The organism is Gayadomonas joobiniege G7 (assembly GCF_000300815.1).
GTDB lineage: Bacteria > Pseudomonadota > Gammaproteobacteria > Enterobacterales > Alteromonadaceae > Catenovulum > Catenovulum joobiniege.
In genome coordinates, this window is sequence record NZ_AMRX01000006.1 from 425346 (window position 1) to 442919 (window position 17574).

The window sequence follows — 17574 nt, forward strand, 5'->3', positions numbered from 1 at the left end:
CTGAGCGTAAGATATAACACTTAATTTAAATAAGCAACATGTTGTTTATATATAAACAGTGAGGGGTAGTAGTAGGTCGGCTCCGCCAACGGCGCAGCCGACATTCCGCAAACATCGCCGATGTTTAAACAATTCGCGAATAAAACAACCACAGTAACCGTTTGCTCATTGTCGCCAACACCTTTGGTGGTATCTACACGAAACTTCAAACATCGCGCTATAGTGTAGGTCGGCTCCGCCAACGGCGCAGCCGACATTCCGCAAACACCGCCGATGTTTAAACAATTCGCGAATAAAACAACCATAGCAACCGTTTGCTCATTGTCGCCAACACCGCCATCAGCGCAAGATAAAAAGCCGATGCAATTGTAACCCAAAGGGTTGAGCTATATAATGTTGCGTCAACCATATAGAGGCAACCAATGGCAAAATTTCTTGTAACAACATCTAAAGGGCTTGAAAACCTGCTCGAACAAGAGCTCACAAGCTTTGGCATCAGTGAAATCAAACTATCCGTATCTTGTGTCTGGATCGAAGCCAGCTTAGAGCAAGCTTACCGCATCTGCTACATGTCGCGACTCGCGAACCGCGTTTTACTCGAACTTGCCGTCGGCCCTTGCAAAGACAAAAAAGACCTCTACGCCATTACTCAACAAGTTGACTGGCCAATGCAATTTAAAGACAGCGCTAGTTTAAGTGTCGACTTTAATGGCGTCACCCAAACTTTACGCAATACCCAATTTAGTGCTCAGGTTGTTAAAGATGCCATTGTTGACCAATTTAACGACGAAATTGGCCGCCGCCCTGATGTTAGCCGACAAAACGCTGACATAAAAATTCAAGGCCGCTTAATAAAACAACAAGCACATATTTTTATCGACCTTAGCGGCCAGTCGCTGCACCAAAGAGGCTACCGTATTGATGCAGGCCGTGCACCATTAAAAGAAAACCTCGCAGCTGCTGTTGTTATGCGCAGTGGGTGGCTTGACGATCCAAATGTGCCACTGGTGGACTACTTTTGTGGTTCGGGCACCTTATTAATTGAAGCAGCTCAAATGGCCCGCAAGATCCCAGCACAGCGCGAGCGTCGCAGTTGGGGATTTGACAAATGGCTTGGTCATAACCACAAACAATTTAGCGCCATTAAAGACGAATACGACAGCCTGATAGAAAGTGATAAGCCCCTTAAAATTTTTGGATTTGATAACAATCACCATGAGCTAAAAACCGCTCGGCAAAACGCGATGGACGCCTTAGTGGATGACTGCATCCATTTTGAAACCGCAGACGCCAGATACAAACTATTAGGGCTAAAAAGCGAAAACGGACAAGTTATTTCAAATCCGCCATACGGCGAGCGTTTGGCCGATCAAATAGAAACGGCCAACCTATATTTAGATTTTGCACAAAACATCAAACGTCAACATGGTGGCTGGCGTTTAACCTTAATCACTTCATCAGTTGATCAGTTACGTTTATTAAAGTTACAAGCGGATAAAAAATATAAAGTTCGTAACGCCACACTTGACTGTGTGATAGCCAATTATCAAATTGAAGCAACAGACGATCAAAAAGTACGAGAAGGCATAGCCACAGAGTTTCAAAACCGTCTTAAAAAGAACTTTAAACAGGTTTCGAAACTTGCCCGTAAGGCTGATACAGATTGTTACCGCGTATATGACGCAGATTTACCCAATTACAATGTCGCCATTGATATCTACCAAGACCATTTGGTGATACAAGAATACGCAGCCCCTAAAAATATTGCGCTGGAAAAAACGCAAGCCAGATTGCAAGATGTATTAATCACTGCACCTTGGGTATTGGATATGGATCCAAACAAAGTGAGCTTAAAAGTCCGCCAGCGACAAAAGGGCAGTCAGCAATATACTAAACGCGACGAGCGCGGCGAATTTATTGTGGTTAACGAAAATAAAGCCCAGTTTTATGTCAATTTATATGATTATTTAGACACAGGCCTGTTTTTAGATCATAGAGACATGCGTGCATTGATTCAAAAAGAAAGCCAGGATAAAAAAGTGCTTAACCTCTTTAGCTACACCTGTAGTGTCAGTGTGCACGCTGTTTTAGGCGGTGCAACCCAAGTGACCTCAGTTGATTTGTCTAAAAAATATCTCGAGTGGGGTGAGCGCAATTTTGAGCTGAATAACATCAAAACCGCATGGCATCAATTTGTTGCAATGGACGGCATTGAATATTTGCGCCGCAACCGCGAAAAATTTGATTTAATTTTTATCGATCCACCCAGCTTTTCAAACTCTAAAAAACTCGATCATGACTTTGACGTGCAACGTGATCATTTAGCTATGCTCGAAATGGCTAAAAAACAATTAAACCCGGGTGGTACCATCTATTTTTCTAATAACCTACGCTCGTTTAAACTTGATGAAGCTGGTTTAGCCGAAGCAGGGTTAGTGGCAAAAGATTTAAGCAAACAAACGCTACCGTTTGACTTTAAACGGCGTGCCAATATCCGCCAAGTGTTTAAACTAAGTGAGAAAACGGCTTGAGCGAATTGATTTTATTAGGTACAGACGGCTGCCATTTATGCGAAGAAGCGGAGTACGTATTGGCCGAAGTGGGTTTGCTTGAGCATGTAAAAAAACAAGATATCGCAGACAGCGAACAAATGGTATCAACCTATGGTACTCGTATTCCCGTGCTTTTAGACAGTGCCACCGGCGACACCCTAGATTGGCCTTTTAATAGAACAAGCATAATAAACTGGTTAGATGATTAATTTATGAATTTATACCGACTAAGCAAAGCCAAACTGGCTTTTGGCGATCATCCTTTATTGCAAGAAGCCGACTTTTCAATCAATCGTGGCGAAAAAATCTGTATTTTAGGGCGTAATGGCGCGGGCAAATCAACTTTATTAAAAGTTATTGATGGCAGCCAAAATATCGACAGCGGCGAAATTAACGTGCGTGCCAATACAATCATCACGCGTTTACCACAAGATCCGCCCAAACATACCCAAGGCCATGTTTATCAATATGTTGCGGCCGGTTTAGGCGAAGTAGGGCAAGCATTAGCAGATTTTTATCAGTTAAATTTAGCTGAACACATAGATACAGATGCACTGGCCAAAGCCCAGCATAAAATTGAAGCGGCCGACGGCTGGCGGTTAGAAGGCGACATTCAAGAAGTCATTTCTCGCATCGGTTTAGATGCCAACACAGAGCTTAGTGCTATGTCCGGGGGCTGGTTGCGTAAAGCCGCGTTAGCGCGGGCGCTGGTGGTTAAACCTGATATTTTATTATTAGACGAGCCAACCAACCATTTAGATTATCAGTCAATAGCATGGTTAGAGAACTTTTTAAAAGATTACAACGGAGCCGTGGTATTTATCAGTCACGATAGGGCTTTTGTGCGCAATGTGGCTAAACGCATTGTCGATTTAGATCGCGGTCGGTTAATTAGTTTCGACCGAGGTTACGACAGCTACCTGCAAGAAAAAGCCGATTTATTAAAAATAGAAGAAGAAACCAATAAAAAATTTGATGATCTGCTCGCACAAGAAGAAGCCTGGATCCGACAAGGCATCAAAGCCAGAAGAACACGTAACGAAGGTCGCGTCCGCAATTTAGAAAAACTGCGTCGTGAGCGGCAAGCCAGACGCGAAGTGCAAGGCAAAGCAGATTTAAAACTGGATGAAGACAAGCGCTCAGGTAAATTGGTCGCCGAAATTAATCAACTTGCTTATAGTTGGGGCGATTTAAAAATCGTGCAAGATTTTAGCGCACTGATTTTAAGAGGCGATAAGATTGGCCTAATCGGTCCAAACGGTTGTGGTAAATCAACTTTTATCAAACTGATATTAGGGCAACTTAAACCCGACAGCGGCCAAGTGAAATTAGGCACTAATTTAGATGTAGTTTATTTTGACCAGTACCGAGCTCAGCTAGACGAAGAAAAATCCGTTATGGACAATGTAGCCGATGGCAAACAAGATGTTATTTTTAACGGCCAAAGTCGCCACGCGCTGGGTTATTTACAAGACTTTTTATTTTCGCCACAGCGTGCTCGCTCACCAGTGAAATCACTTTCCGGTGGGGAAAAAAACAGGCTTTTATTAGCTAAACTCTTTTTGCAGCCAGCCAACCTCTTGGTATTGGACGAACCCACCAATGACCTTGACGTAGAAACCTTAGAACTGCTTGAAGAACTTTTGCAAAACTACCAAGGCACTTTATTGCTGGTATCGCATGACAGAGAGTTTGTGGATAACACAGTAACCTCTAGCTTTTTCTTTCATGGCCAAGGTCAGGTCGAAGAATTTGTGGGGGGGTATCAAAATATCATTCCTATGCTTGAGCAGCGCAATAGCGCCAATAACAAACAAAAACAAAATAATAAAAGCCAAAATGCGGAACCAAGCGATAATAAAAAGGTCGAAAAACCGCAAAAATCAAAAACAAAGCTGTCTTATAAAGACAAACGTTTGTTAGAATCATTGCCGCAAACCATAGAGCGATTAGAACAACAGATAGAAGCATTACAAAAAGAAATTAATTCACCCGAGTTTTTTTCCTTGCCTCAGGCCGAAGTTCAGCCCAAGCTGGACGCTTTAGCCGAGCTGGAAAATCAATTAGAAACTGCTTTTGAACAATGGGAAGCGCTGGAAAGTCTGCAAAATGACGCCGTTTAAAGAATTATGAAAAAACTGATTAAAATCACAAGCATCACCACAGCCATTCTTGCCTCCGGCATGGCGCACGCAATTCCGGAACTATACCAACTGCAAGTATTGGAAAAGCCGGAAGAATTTAAAAATAGTTATCCGATAGATATTAATAATTCAGGTGAAGTCATCACCACACTCAGTTATCGTTTTGAATACCCGATTGACGAAGACAGATTAGACTTAGATGACGAAGACATAAACCTGGGCATTAACCTGTCGTCTGTCGGAACCAATGGTGTTAGTTATTATGAGTCGGTTAAAAAAGGCGTGTTTAACGCCACCAGTTTGAACATTGTTTTAAGCTACTTATCTAGCGCTCAAACCGACGGCCAGCATCAGGTATTATCCAGCTATCGCACTGGTTTTGCTGACGAAGACGAAATTGTCGAGCTGGCCATTTTTGATCGCGAAAACCCTGCAACCGAAGAATACTTTTATCATAATAACGAAACCGCCCGAGCCATTAATAATAGCGGCACCATTGTCGGTGATGCAGAATCTCCGTTAGTATGGACAGACGTGGATGGCGAAGACTGGCTAATTGGCGAGTTTCCACGCCGAGGTTTTGCAAAAACCTCTAAAACCACAGTTGAACTGATCCCACCCTATGACGACATCTTTGGCGGTTACAGTTATGTGGCTGATATTTCAGACGAAGGGTATATTGTTGGTTATGGGTCAGTGGGTGAAACTTTAACGTTAGAAGCGTTAGAAGAAGCCTGTGAGGATAACGACGACGAGATCCCAGAAAAAGTGTGTTTATGGCAAAACCTTAATCGCAACTTATCTAATCAACTCAGTTATTATAAAACTCATGCACTGCGCTGGAAAATCAATGCAAGTGGTGAAGTCACCGAAGTTAAAGATCTAGGTATCGGCATCGCTCAGTCTGACGTGCCAAGCACATCAAACTATTACAGCCGGGCATTTTCGGTAAATAATAACGGCACTGTGGTGGGCGATACTCACACGTTAGACGCAAACGGCAACGTGCGCCAACAAGCGGCATTATTTGACGGCGAAGGCGGCATACAAATTTTAACCGATCCAATTAAATACCCACAAAGCCGCGCATTAAAAATTAATGATAACGGCATTGTGATTGGTACGTTAGCCGACACAGCAGGTTTATCCTTTGTGACCAAAAGCTTTTATTATTCTATTGATGAAGGCACCCTGGGTGTTAATATTTTAACCGACTTTTTTGTTGACGCCGAAACCAAAGCCCGTGACATCAACAACCAAAATATCATAGTGGGACGTACCGAAACCAATGCGTTATCTAGTGGTGCCCGTCCTCAGCACGGTTTTGTTTATGATATCGACACAGAAGAGATGACCGACTTAAACGACGTGCTTGCCTGCGAAACTGACTACCGAATTGTTGATGCTTATGCCATTAACGACGACGGCGTCATTTTAGCGCATGCTTCATTAACCCAACAGGCCCGTGACCGCATGGGGGACGTGACCAGCAGCGCCTTAACTGGCTCGTTAGTGCAAGAGCAAGTTGAATACGCGGTTAAATTAGTACCAACAGCCACAGGTCAATATTCCTGCATTTTGCCAGACAATGACACTACAATAGAACGTAAGGGTGCTGCAATAAGCTGGCCAGTTATCTTCTTTGCCTTTATGACATTTTTGTTTAAAGGATTGCGTTCTAATAGAAAAACAGTCTAAAGACACTGATTTTCAACAAAAACCAGAATTATCATATAGCTCAGTAGGTTACAGGGTTTTTTATGAGGTTCTGGTTTTTTTTTGCACAAAAATAGGGCTTGTAAACACATCTTTATTTCGATAATTTGAACGTGTGGTTAAACATTAGTTTAACCCGATATTTTCATTCAAAAAGCAGAACTGAAAAAGGAAAGCTCCATGAAAAGACAAAAGCGTGATCGTTTAGAAAGAGCCCAGTCAAAAGGTTATCAAGCCGGTATTTCTGGTAAAGCTAAAGACAGTTGTCCATATCAGGAAACTGATACCCGAGCGCAGTGGCTAGGTGGATATCGAAGTGCTGTTGACGATAGAGTCTCGTTTTTTGGAGGAAGATAAATAATCAGGGTAAACCTGAGTTGGCACCGCTCAAGCGTTGCCAACACCCTGTAGCCTCAGCCTTGTAGTTTAACTCCCCTCACTAGCATTTTTACCAATTCAAATTTCCCAATTCAAAACGCCAATAATGCGTGAAGGTCTACTCCGCCAATTGTAGGTCGGCTCCACCGATAGGTGCAGCCGACATTTTGCAAACACCGCCATTGTTTGCATGTTTCGCGAATAAAACAACCACCACAATCGTTTGCTCATCGTCGCCAACACCTTTGGTGGTGGCGACCTACACGAAACTTCAAACATCGCGCTATAGTGTAGGTCAGCTCCGCCAATTGTAGGTCGGCTCCACCGATAGGTGCAGCCGACATTTTGCAAACACCGCCATTGTTTGCATGTTTCGCGAATAAAACAACCACCACAATCGTTTGCTCATCGTCGCCAACACCTTTGGTGGTGGCGACCTACACGAAACTTCAAACATCGCGCTATAGTGTAGGTCAGCTCCGCCAATTGTAGGTCGGCTCCACCGATAGGTGCAGCCGACATTTTGCAAACACCACCATTGTTCTTGGGGTTTGCGCAAAAACAACCACCGCAATTGCCTGCAAAGCTCACAAATAAAATAAGCTACACAGCGACCGTATAATTGCACTAAATGTAAAATAAACTATACTTTTTTAATTTATTCTGGACACTTTTGATGCGATACCGACGACTAAGAATTAAAGGTGGAACATACTTTTTTACACTGGCTGTTTCCGATCGTTCGACGAATTTATTAACCAACAATATACAAATTCTCAGAGAATCTTGGCGAAGATGCCTAAAAAAACACCCGTTTACAACAGTTGCTGTGGTGATAATGCCTGAGCATTTGCATGCTATTTGGGAGCTCCCCGAAAACGACTATGACTATTCAACTCGTTGGCGGTTGATCAAAAAACATTTTTCCAACTTAATAGGGCATCCAAAACTTTGGCAAAAAAGGTTTTGGGAGCATACGATTCGATACCAGATAGATCTAAATAATCATATAAATTACATACACTTTAATCCGGTTAAACACGGATATGTTGAGCGAGCAGTAGATTGGCCGTATTCCAGTATTCACAAATATATTCGCGATGGTGTTATCAGTAAAAACTGGGGAACCAGCGACAAATCATTCGCCTATTTAAACGATTTGTCAGCAAACGAATAAAACAACCACCCTTATTGCCTGCATATTGTCACCAACACCTGCGGTGGTGGCGGATTGTTGGAAACGCCGTTGGCGGTTCCAACCTACAAAAACTTCAACAAAGAGATATAAGGTCGGTTCTGCCCATCGTAGGTCGGCTCCACCGATAGGTGCAGCCGACAACCTTTCAAATCCCAAATGAAACTATAAATTAAATTTGTTTTATTTGGGATTGAACTATCCGGCCACTCTGCTAATCTTAAAGATAAGAGCAGCGAGGTAGTCAGTTATGTTAGTTAAACAAAAAGCACATCAGATAAAAAACAATGCAGCTATGTCAGAGGCAGGGTTTAAAGCCTGTGTAAATATATTAGAAAAATGGCAATGCAGCGCCGCTCAAATCCAGAACATTCTGCAATTGAGTAAAAATGCTTATTATCGAGCAAAAAAAGATCCCGCGTCAGCCAACTTCAGTCGAGATCAGCTCGAACGTATGAGCATTATCTTAAATATTCACGCCGCGCTTAGAGTATTGTTTTCGAACCCTGATAATGTGTATCAGTTTATGTCGATGCAAAACAACAATGTATTTTTTGAAGGAAGAACCCCATTGGAGATCATTGAAACTGGCAGTCTAATTAGTTTGTACCAAGTTTATCAACATATAGATACCTTGCGAAATGGCGGTTGGTAATGGCAACCAAGTACAGCAAAATTACACTAACAGAGCAAATGGGTTACCGTTTAATTAACTCTAAATTTCCTCCAATCGCCATTTTTGATGATGTCGCTAACGCCGATGAATTTGAGCTTTTATATCAACTACAAGAGTTAACCAACCCAAGATTAAGCGATCAGGTCGGCAATGTTTCACTGTTAGATAAAAGCGAATATCCTTTTGGCATTCACGGCTGCTCGTACGCAGTGGCGCCTTTTACTCATATAAATCCGGCCGGTAGCCGTTTTATGTCGGGCGAGCGGGGCATGCTTTATATTGCCGACAGCATAAAAGCAGCAATTGCAGAATCCATTTATCATCAAGAAAACTATTTTAAAAAGGTTAATTTGCACTACGACCGCATCGTTATGCGGGGTCTGTTATGTGTTTTTGGCGGTGAGATGGCGGATATTACCCATCTTGCAAACACAGATCCTATTTACGACCCAAACGACTATACTCAGGCAAGAACTTTTGCCGCACCGTTAAAACAAACAGTATCAGGCATTCAATATAACTCGGTTAGGCGGCAGGGAAGTATGTGTTGGGGATTATTTACGCCAAAATATGTTAAATCGATTAAACAAAACCGTCATTACGAATTTATTTTTGAACAAAATAAAATGGCACAGGTGAATCAGTTGACCCAGGTTGATTTTTAAGCAGCCGACAACAGGCAAACACCATCATTGTTTGTGGGATTTGCGCAAAATTAAACACCGGCGTTGTTTGCAGAATTGTCGCCAACACCTTTGGTGGTGGCGGGTTGTTGGAAACGCCGTTGGCGGTTCCAACCTACGAAAATTTCAACAACGAGATATAAGGTCGGCTCCATCAATTGTAGGTCGGCTCCGCCGAAGGCGCAGCCGACAATATGCAAACACCACCATTTTTTGTGGGATTTGCGCAAAATTAATCACCGCAATTGTTTGCAGAATTGTCGCCAACACCTTTGGTGGTGGCGACCTACACCAGTTAGCAGTCGACAATATGTAACCACCACCAGTGTTTGCGGGACATAGGGTTAGTTAAACTTGTAATTTACCCCGACAGTATATATACGATCAGAATAACTTGAGCGGTCGGTTATTTGCTGATCTATTCGGTAGTGGTGTAATTTGGTTTTAGTTAAGTTATTAATACTAAAATCAAACTTTAGCTTTTTATTGACTTTGTAATTTGCTGAAAAGTCGGCCCGAGTCGATGAATCAGAATACAAGGGGTTATTTGCTTCGCCACTTTTGTAATAACTGCTGCGATAGTTTGCTGCCAAGCGAGCGTTAAACTTTCCTTTGTCGTAAAACACCGAAAAATTGCCCGAGTGTTTAGACATATTTTCAATTGGCAAAATAGAGGTACGATCCTGCAAATCAAAAGCGTCTAACTCACCGGCAGCGACTAAGGCATCCAGCGCATCACGTTGAGCTTCAAATCCGCCTGCACTAATGCCAAGGGCCGCTAAGTCGAGTGGTACTTCGGTGACCTTATCAATAAATACAGGATCAGGTTTGGTGCCATCACTGTACGTATAGTTTGCCGAAAAACCAAAACCATTCCAAAAGTCGGGTAAAAAATCAAGCCACTGAGTGTAACCAATTTCTATACCCTGGCGAACAGAGCCTTGGCCATTAAAAGCAGTACGCACACTCCATAACTCGTAACCAGGTTGTGACGAGATGTCCTGACCGACCAATATATCTTGGCCACTTGCACCACCATTACCTTCAACACCCACCAAATTTGTTCCAGGCTCTGCCGGTACGGCTAATATGCCTTTACGGGTCACTAAATCGGCTTCAACTTTGCGATGAAAAAACGCTAAGCTCACCATATTGCCTTTACCCCAATAACGTTCAAAACTTATATCCATGTTGGTAGAGGTTTGTGCCACCAGATTTATGTTACCTATATTTGTCCAGCCATTACGAATACCAGGGCAGGTATCAACAATACCTGAATACAAACCGTTACTTAGCGCGTAGTCTTGTGCCAACTGTTTAAGCTGCTCTTCCTGACTTAACACCGAGTTCGGGTAGTTTTCGGTGTTTAACCCAATACCAAAATTCGGGTCGAGTCGGTCATAAACAGAACAGCCGTTATAATTGTTAAGTTGCGCAACTGGCAGTAGCTTATCTAATGCGGGTCTAACCATTACTTTTGCAGCGGCAAATCTAACTAAACCGTATTCGTCATGGGCAAAAGCTATGTTCATGCTAGGTAAAATATTGTTGTAATCATTTGACGATACCAGAGCTTGCGGATTACCCGCATCATCAACCGAGGTATAAGTTTCTGCTTTAACTTTGGTGTTAACCGCCCGCACGCCAAAATTACCACGATAGGTAATATTTGATGTTAAATCACCGTCAATATTCGTCATTGCATACAGCGCACTGGTATCTTCGGTTAAAACATAGTTTTCTCCAGGGCTTTCTGAATAGCCACCGAGTTCGTTAAAACCCGACAGTTCATTCCATAGTTCTCTGTTGTCTTTAAATACCGCTAAGTCAATTGCACTAAATGAGGGGACAGATCCTGCTTCGCTATAAAAACCATCATGCGTTTTAATTAAATCTGGATACAGGTTTGCAAATTCAACACCCGACATAGGTTTTTCACAGTTATAATCTGTTAGCTCATTGTAGCTGTTAGTGGCGGCACCATTTGCCCCCCAATTCCAGTTACCGGCACAACTAAATCTAAAACGGGTTGTATTTTCCATTTCGTCTTGGGCTAAACGGGCACCAAACTTTAATGTGGTAAAAATGCCTTGATCTAGATCGTACGTAAAATCAATTTTAGCAGCCGAAGACACAGGGCTTCGTTTCCAGCCGTCATTGGCAAAACTATTTACCCGCCAGTATCTCATATCGTTTGGATCCATTGAGCTGGTATCCAAAGACAGACCTATGGTTCTTGGATCGCTGAGATCTACAGTTAAGTCAGATCCAGTTTGGCGAATCGCTGTCGCCTGATCCGTGCCCATAATACTAGGATCATCAATTCGTAAACGTTGATCTTGTTGATTGATAGGGTTGCCGTAATAAGCATTTAAACGAGCCACAACATAATGTCTTTCGTGATCAGATCGAGAGTGTGCTGCTTCGGCTTCTATTCCAAGGCGTTCAAAATTCCATTCGCCTTTTAAAGCAAAAGTGGTTTGAGTCGTTTCACTCGGAAACGCCTGAGCATTTACATTGTTCACATTACCCGTAGCCGTTGTGTAATAGGTGGCTGGGATCACTGTGTCAACAAAGCGGCCCATATTGTCGGTGCGAACAATCTCGCTACCGGTTTCAACATTGGTAAAACCGTATAGTTTGCCATCATCATTTAATTCACTTGCCGGAAGTATCCAGTTAGTATTTGAATTTAATACCATAATATCGCTATACGACATGGTTTCAGTTTTGTTATGCACCAAATCAAAAGTATACGAAGCGTTATCAGTGGGTTTCCACTGAACCGTGGCCGCTAAGGCGGTTTTGGTGTTTTGAGTATTGTTGTCAATAAGCCCAAACCAATTTGGACGAAATACAGTCAGATCACCTTCACCACACAGGTTTTGTTGTAAAATGGTTCGGCCGCTTGCGTCCAACGTATACATAGGGCAAACATTTGTCCAACTGTCCGTACGAACGATATCGCCACCGTTATGATTATCGTTATAAGTTAAATTAAGCAAAGCACCAAAAGATCCTGCTTGGGTATCACGCCAAGACTTGCTGCCAACAATATTAATATTTGGAAATATTTCATCGGCTTCGTCAGCGTATTTTGCTTTTGCAGTCACGTTTAAAAAGTCATTTTTTACACTTAGCGGGCGTTTAGTTTTTAAGTTGATTGTGGCGCCCAGTGATCCTTCTGTTAAATCAGCAGTCGGTGACTTTATGACTTCCAGTGAATCGATAAGCTCCGATGGAAAATCCGATAAGTTAACATCTCGTGACGGGTTAGAGCCTTCACCGCCGGCAACACTGCGACCATTGAGTTCGATGCGGTTTTGAGCAACCCCTCGTACCTGAAATTGGCCAGCACTACCATTGTCGCCAAATATAACCTGAACACCAGTTACCCTTTGCAGAGATTCGACAACGTTTTCGTCGGGAAACGCGCCTACATCTTCGGCTGTGATCACATCAATCACATTATTTGCAGTACGCTTTAGTTCAGTGGCTTTTAATAAACTCGATCTAAGACCGGTCACTTCGATTGTTTCTACGTCCTGCGTTTGAGTTTTAGTATCAGCTTGTTTGTTAACAGAGGCTTCAACAGCAACTTTATTTTGCTGGACTTGAGTTTGTTCAGTTTCTTGCGCATAAGCAGAATTAATTGCGGCAAGGACAGAAACGGCCAACAAAGTTGGTTTGATATTCATTGACGTTTGCATTTATTGCTCCTAAAAGTTTTGCTATTAACAAAACTGGCAGATAGTTATATGTATGTAACGAATTGTTACCATCAATAAACATTTGAAAATGAAAAAACCATCCGAATATTTTATTTTTTTTAAATTATTTTTGTATGTCGGCTCCACCAATTTTACGGCTCCACCAATTTTACGGCTCCACCAATTGTATGTCGGCTCCACCAATTGTAGGTCGGCTCCGCCGAAGGCGCAGCCGACAATATGCAAACACCGCGATTGTTTTTGGGATTTTCGCAAAACCAGACATCGCCGCTGTTTGCAGGATTGTCGCCAACACCTTTGGTGGTGGCGACATACGCGGGGCAAGGACTATGACGTGATGTCGGGGGGTACGAATGTCGAAAAGGTTGGCGTTGGATCGTTTGTGAGAAATGCGTCACCAGCAGGGAGGCTGGTGTCGAGCCTATAGGGAAATATTCACGGCGTCATTTCGAATAAATGTCCAACACCAACCGAAATCGGGCGTCGGCGTTTTTTGAGGAAATCACCGACAGCGCGGCGCATGTCGCACCGATTTGCAATCACCGCGAATGTTTATGGGATTTTCGCAAAACCAGACACCGCCGCTGTTTGCAGGATTGTCTCCAACGCCTGCGGCGGTGGCGACCAACGCGGGGCAAGGACTATAACGTGATGTCGGGGGGTACGAATGTCGAAAAGGTTGGCGTTGGATCGTTTGTGAGAAATGCGTCACCAGCAGGGAGGCTGGTGTCGAGCCTATAGGGAAATATTCACGGCGTCATTTCGAATAAATGTCCAACACCAACTGAAATCGGGCGTCGGCGTTTTTTGAGGAAATCACCAACAGCACGGCGCATGTTGCACCGATTTGCAATCACCGCGAATGTTTGCCAGATTGTCGCCTAAAATAAAAACTCAACATGGGCGGGTGGTAACGTAAATTGAATGCGGTTTTCCAGCAAACTATTGTCGTCAATCGAATAAACATCCAACCCCGGCGTTGCATCAGTATAAACCGATACCCATAAACGGCTTTGATTATCCAATGCAATATCGCTTAAACCCACAGCATCAGCACCATATTGACCAACCTCGGCAATAAATTCGCCCGTGCTCGGGTTAAATGTAAATAACGCCGACGTTGTCCAATCAGTCGAATCCGTTAACACATAACCCAGAGTGTCATTTACAATAATCACCTCTTTCAGCACACGGTCAACATCACCTAAAACATCAGCCGAACTCAGCGCAACTTCAACCGAATAATCGTTTAAATCAATTTTTTCTACCACGCTGTTATTAAAATCGGTTTCGCCCCAAGAACCAGAGGTCGTGACATACACAGCATCATCAAAATAAACAATAGAGTCACTTTGTGGGTTAGTGCCTTGCAGAGCAATGCCTTTTACCGCATCGTCGCTGCTAAAATTAGTTTCTACTTCAGTATCTGTTGTTGTATCAAACACAGCAACATACGCAGTTTGCGCTACCCAGTTGTTCATGCGCTGCATAGTTACAAACAACTTGTCGCCGACTAAATGCGCGTCCGATGCATTTACATCACCGCTGGCCGTTGCATAAGCCGATAAATCTATGCTGCCAGTGATAAAATCATCGGCCGTAGCGGCACTCGGGTTAACAATTAAAATATTATCAACACCGTAGCGAATTAAATAAGCCTTGGTTTCGCTCACAACCACTAAATCGTATGGGTTACCCGAGCCTTCTTGACCATTTTCCTGAGTGCTATAAGTATATAAAGGCGTACTAATGGTGTCCGATGACGTATCAAATTTAGCTATGGTATCTATATAATATTTACCTAATAAATATAAATCGTCTTCGTGAGCTCTAATACTATAGTCGGTGTCATCTACGGTTAAACCTAAACCCGATTCAATTTGTGCGTATGTTTGAGCATCTAATAATACCGTTTGCTGGCCCGAAATATAATCACTTGCAACCGTATGAACCGCTACTTTGCTCGCTAATGGTTTATCCTCTACTGCGGGATCACTATCAGACGAACAAGCTGCCAGTATAACCGACGCAGCGATTAAGCTGCTGGTAAAAATTTGTTGTTTCATTATTGGGTGTCCTCGTATGTTATTGTTAATTTAAAAGAGCGTCCGACCGCAGCGCGATTGGCTAAATCCTGGTAATGCTGATTAAAAATATTAAGTGCCTGCAACGCAAAACTAAAAGCGCCATGCTCAAAACGTGCCGAAAAATCTGCCACAGTGCGTTTAGCTGGGCCTTCAGGACCCACTAAATTGGCTCGAGAAAAATACAACTTATTATCGTGCGATACAGAAGCGGTAAACTTTAAATGCTGCATTGGCTGATACGCTAATTCGGTAAAATATTGCTGGTGATAAATGCCCGGTAGATACTTACCATCAAACGGGCCACCTTGTGTCTTGGAATCGAGCCAGCTTGCATTCGCTGACCAAATCCAGTGTTTGTTAAATTGATAACGGCTGCCAAACTCCAAACCATACACATCGGCATCACCTATGTTTAAATAGGTGCCAATACCGCTCGAATTAAAAATGGCCGTAATAGAATTTTCCAGCGCACGCTGGTACAAAGTTGAATTAAACTGCCAGGCACCCGGCGCAATAAAATAACTGAGTGATAAAGTTTTAGACTGCTCGGCTGCCAGTTCGGCATTCCCTTTTAATAAGCCTCGGTTTCCATAACGTTCAAACATACTGGGTGTGCGCACACCATCGGCGTAATTTAAACTAATTTGACTGCCGGAGCCTGGCTCTAATAAATAGCTTAAACCCGCATCAAAAGTAAAATAAGTCTCACGACTATTGGCCGTTTTTACCTCAAAATTAGGACGAAGCGTTTGGCGCACACGGTTTTCATCTAAACTGATTAACTCATTCACTAATAAATGGCCACCCCACGGTGAATTTAATTGCTGAGGCCAGTCATAACGAACACCAAAATTAAATTGTTTTTGCACGGCAATCACATCACAGGCGTTAATGCCCGTACATTCATCACCTTGTTTATTTGCAAACGAATCGCTTATAAAACGGCTATTGCTTAATTTTAAATAAGGACTTAACTCCACCGCCGGCAGTTTAAACAAAGCACTTACGTTAACTGCCTGATCGTCGGTTTGATAATCGCTGCGTTCGTTTTTATCGCGCTCTGAACGGTCAAAATACCGTTCGTTTTTATTTTGTCCATACGCTTCAAAATGAATGCTATGCAAAACATCCGATTGACTCAGCCACTGATCTTTAAAACTGATTCTATGGGACTGTGTAGATAAACGACTGTGGTTATACGGCGAGTTATTACGATAGCTCGGCAAACGTTTTAGCTCATCATTAAATTGATAACTGCTTTTAAAGCTATGTTGCTGCCAATTTACACTATGATTTAAATATATATCACTGCGCCTAAAATCATTATTGCGTAAGTTTTCCATCCGCCCCTGATCCTGTGCATCGTCCAGCGGCGCATGCACAGGGTAGGGGTAATCATTATTCGCATCAAGATGAGAAAGTGAAGCCGTTAGCTGATGTTCAGCCCAGTTTTGACTGGTTAACAAGTTTGCTTGATAATAATCAAATGAGCCAAGCGACACACTTGCACGGCGCTGGTTTTTAACCGGATCATAAGTTGTTATTTTTATGACCCCACCTATCGGCGTAGCGCCATTTTCAACAGCCTGACTTTTGCTAATTTCAATGCTTTGAATTTGCTCAAGCGGCAGTTGGTTAATATCAAATCCACCCGATTGGCCATCATTGATTAACTGGCCATCAATATAAAACTGAACTTGTTTATGGGTACTACCACGCAGCGACACCGCCACCTGACTGCCAATCCCACCAGCCTGGCGAATTTGCAAGCCGAGCTCGCGTTTTAATACATCAGATAAACGAGTACCGTATTTTAAAAATTCGTCTCGTCCAATAAAATTATAATTTGCAGGATTTTTGTATGTTTGGCCATAAACCTGAATAACATCGTTAATATCAGACTGTGCAAAAATGGCACACGGCAGCGCCGATACAAACAAAATAGGGAACAAACGCCGTTTAGAAGAATACATAAAAACCCTTGAATAACAGGGCAATAAGCAGTTAGCCGAAAACAGGCAGCAATAAAGACAGGTTTACAGCCAACACAAATCGCCCACCGCAAATTGGTTGAACAGAAAAAGGCCGGTATCCGGGCTATAGATGATAACCGGTTTGAGTCTTCCCATGTAACCACAGTGACATATTCAAACCGCATCGTTAACCGTTGCGGGGGCAGCGTTGGATTAATACCAAACTTCCCGTTTACCCTGCTAGGCAGGCACCTTATTCAGATGCGCGAAAAGATATAGGTTTTAGATAAAAAAATCAAGCGGCACCACCAAACACCGCGGCAGCATATTGCACTGTTCCGCAAAAATAATTAAATAAATTAAGGTTATAGTTAACAGAAACGAATATATGGTCGATAATAAAAGTACGCGGTCATTAATCCAGAAGTATCGAGTTGTA

The 17574-nt window shown here is 42.8% G+C and carries 13 protein-coding genes and 1 riboswitch; of the genes, 8 read left to right on the forward strand and 5 right to left on the reverse strand.

Annotation, left to right across the window (positions count from 1 at the left end):
- Positions 1-20 precede the first annotated feature (20 nt).
- Positions 21-377 carry a hypothetical protein gene (locus C727_RS0109205; RefSeq protein WP_017445345.1) on the reverse strand — a complete coding sequence of 119 codons (357 nt, stop codon included), beginning with the start codon at positions 375-377 and terminating at the stop codon, positions 21-23.
- 45 nt (positions 378-422) lie between these two features.
- Between C727_RS0109205 and rlmKL the strand changes: the two genes are divergently transcribed.
- The 8 genes from rlmKL to C727_RS0109250 all read left to right on the forward strand — a co-directional run bounded on the left by rlmKL (position 423) and on the right by C727_RS0109250 (position 9326).
- On the forward strand, positions 423-2531 hold the full coding sequence (rlmKL, locus tag C727_RS0109210) for a bifunctional 23S rRNA (guanine(2069)-N(7))-methyltransferase RlmK/23S rRNA (guanine(2445)-N(2))-methyltransferase RlmL (RefSeq protein ID WP_017445346.1): 2109 nt from the start codon (positions 423-425) through the stop codon (positions 2529-2531).
- A complete protein-coding gene (locus C727_RS0109215) occupies positions 2528-2761 on the forward strand; it encodes a glutaredoxin family protein (RefSeq protein ID WP_017445347.1) in 234 nt (77 codons plus the stop codon). Before rlmKL ends, C727_RS0109215 begins: the two co-directional genes overlap by 4 nt.
- A gap of 3 nt (positions 2762-2764) precedes the next feature.
- Positions 2765-4675, forward strand: a complete 1911-nt coding sequence (gene uup / locus C727_RS0109220) for an ATP-binding cassette ATPase Uup (RefSeq protein ID WP_017445348.1) — start codon at positions 2765-2767, stop codon at positions 4673-4675.
- A 6-nt stretch (positions 4676-4681) separates the two neighbouring features.
- Positions 4682-6394, forward strand: a complete 1713-nt coding sequence (locus C727_RS0109225) for a DUF3466 family protein (RefSeq protein ID WP_017445349.1) — start codon at positions 4682-4684, stop codon at positions 6392-6394.
- A 198-nt stretch (positions 6395-6592) separates the two neighbouring features.
- Entirely contained in the window at positions 6593-6769 is a 177-nt protein-coding gene (gene rmf, locus C727_RS0109230) for a ribosome modulation factor (protein WP_017445350.1), read from the forward strand.
- Between the two features lie 697 nt (positions 6770-7466).
- Positions 7467-7967: an REP-associated tyrosine transposase gene (locus C727_RS0109235; protein WP_026052654.1), complete on the forward strand. Its 501-nt coding sequence runs from the start codon at positions 7467-7469 to the stop codon at positions 7965-7967.
- Between the two features lie 268 nt (positions 7968-8235).
- Positions 8236-8640, forward strand: coding sequence for an MbcA/ParS/Xre antitoxin family protein (locus C727_RS0109245; RefSeq protein WP_017445352.1), 405 nt, complete (start codon positions 8236-8238; stop codon positions 8638-8640).
- The gene (locus C727_RS0109250; protein ID WP_017445353.1) at positions 8640-9326 is read left to right on the forward strand and encodes an RES family NAD+ phosphorylase; all 687 of its coding nucleotides are present in this window, start codon (positions 8640-8642) and stop codon (positions 9324-9326) included. The genes C727_RS0109245 and C727_RS0109250 overlap by 1 nt, the downstream gene beginning before the upstream one ends.
- Before the next feature lie 50 nt (positions 9327-9376).
- Here the strand turns inward: C727_RS0109250 and C727_RS19540 are convergent, their stop codons facing one another.
- The 4 genes from C727_RS19540 to C727_RS0109270 form a co-directional block, all read right to left on the reverse strand.
- Positions 9377-9574 carry a hypothetical protein gene (locus C727_RS19540; protein ID WP_155949203.1) on the reverse strand — a complete coding sequence of 66 codons (198 nt, stop codon included), beginning with the start codon at positions 9572-9574 and terminating at the stop codon, positions 9377-9379.
- A 114-nt stretch (positions 9575-9688) separates the two neighbouring features.
- Positions 9689-13054 (reverse strand): TonB-dependent receptor, encoded by a 3366-nt coding sequence (locus C727_RS0109260; protein WP_017445355.1) that lies wholly within the window; start codon positions 13052-13054, stop codon positions 9689-9691.
- A 902-nt stretch (positions 13055-13956) separates the two neighbouring features.
- A complete protein-coding gene (locus C727_RS0109265) occupies positions 13957-15141 on the reverse strand; it encodes a hypothetical protein (protein ID WP_017445356.1) in 1185 nt (394 codons plus the stop codon).
- On the reverse strand, positions 15141-17135 hold the full coding sequence (locus tag C727_RS0109270) for a TonB-dependent receptor (RefSeq protein ID WP_017445357.1): 1995 nt from the start codon (positions 17133-17135) through the stop codon (positions 15141-15143). Before C727_RS0109270 ends, C727_RS0109265 begins: the two co-directional genes overlap by 1 nt.
- A gap of 93 nt (positions 17136-17228) precedes the next feature.
- Positions 17229-17406, reverse strand: a riboswitch (cobalamin riboswitch).
- Positions 17407-17574: the final 168 nt, after the last annotated feature.

Bases quoted from the DNA above. Each gene is read 5' to 3' on its own strand.
- C727_RS0109250 (WP_017445353.1), top strand. From the start codon at position 8,640: ATGGCAACCAAGTACAGCAAAATTACACTAACAGAGCAAATGGGTTAC.
- C727_RS0109245 (WP_017445352.1), top strand. From the start codon at position 8,236: ATGTTAGTTAAACAAAAAGCACATCAGATAAAAAACAATGCAGCTATG.
- C727_RS0109225 (WP_017445349.1), top strand. From the start codon at position 4,682: ATGAAAAAACTGATTAAAATCACAAGCATCACCACAGCCATTCTTGCC.
- C727_RS0109235 (WP_026052654.1), top strand. From the start codon at position 7,467: ATGCGATACCGACGACTAAGAATTAAAGGTGGAACATACTTTTTTACA.
- uup (WP_017445348.1), top strand. From the start codon at position 2,765: ATGAATTTATACCGACTAAGCAAAGCCAAACTGGCTTTTGGCGATCAT.
- C727_RS0109260 (WP_017445355.1), bottom strand. From the start codon at position 13,054: ATGCAAACGTCAATGAATATCAAACCAACTTTGTTGGCCGTTTCTGTC.
- rmf (WP_017445350.1), top strand. From the start codon at position 6,593: ATGAAAAGACAAAAGCGTGATCGTTTAGAAAGAGCCCAGTCAAAAGGT.
- rlmKL (WP_017445346.1), top strand. From the start codon at position 423: ATGGCAAAATTTCTTGTAACAACATCTAAAGGGCTTGAAAACCTGCTC.
- C727_RS0109270 (WP_017445357.1), bottom strand. From the start codon at position 17,135: ATGTATTCTTCTAAACGGCGTTTGTTCCCTATTTTGTTTGTATCGGCG.
- C727_RS0109265 (WP_017445356.1), bottom strand. From the start codon at position 15,141: ATGAAACAACAAATTTTTACCAGCAGCTTAATCGCTGCGTCGGTTATA.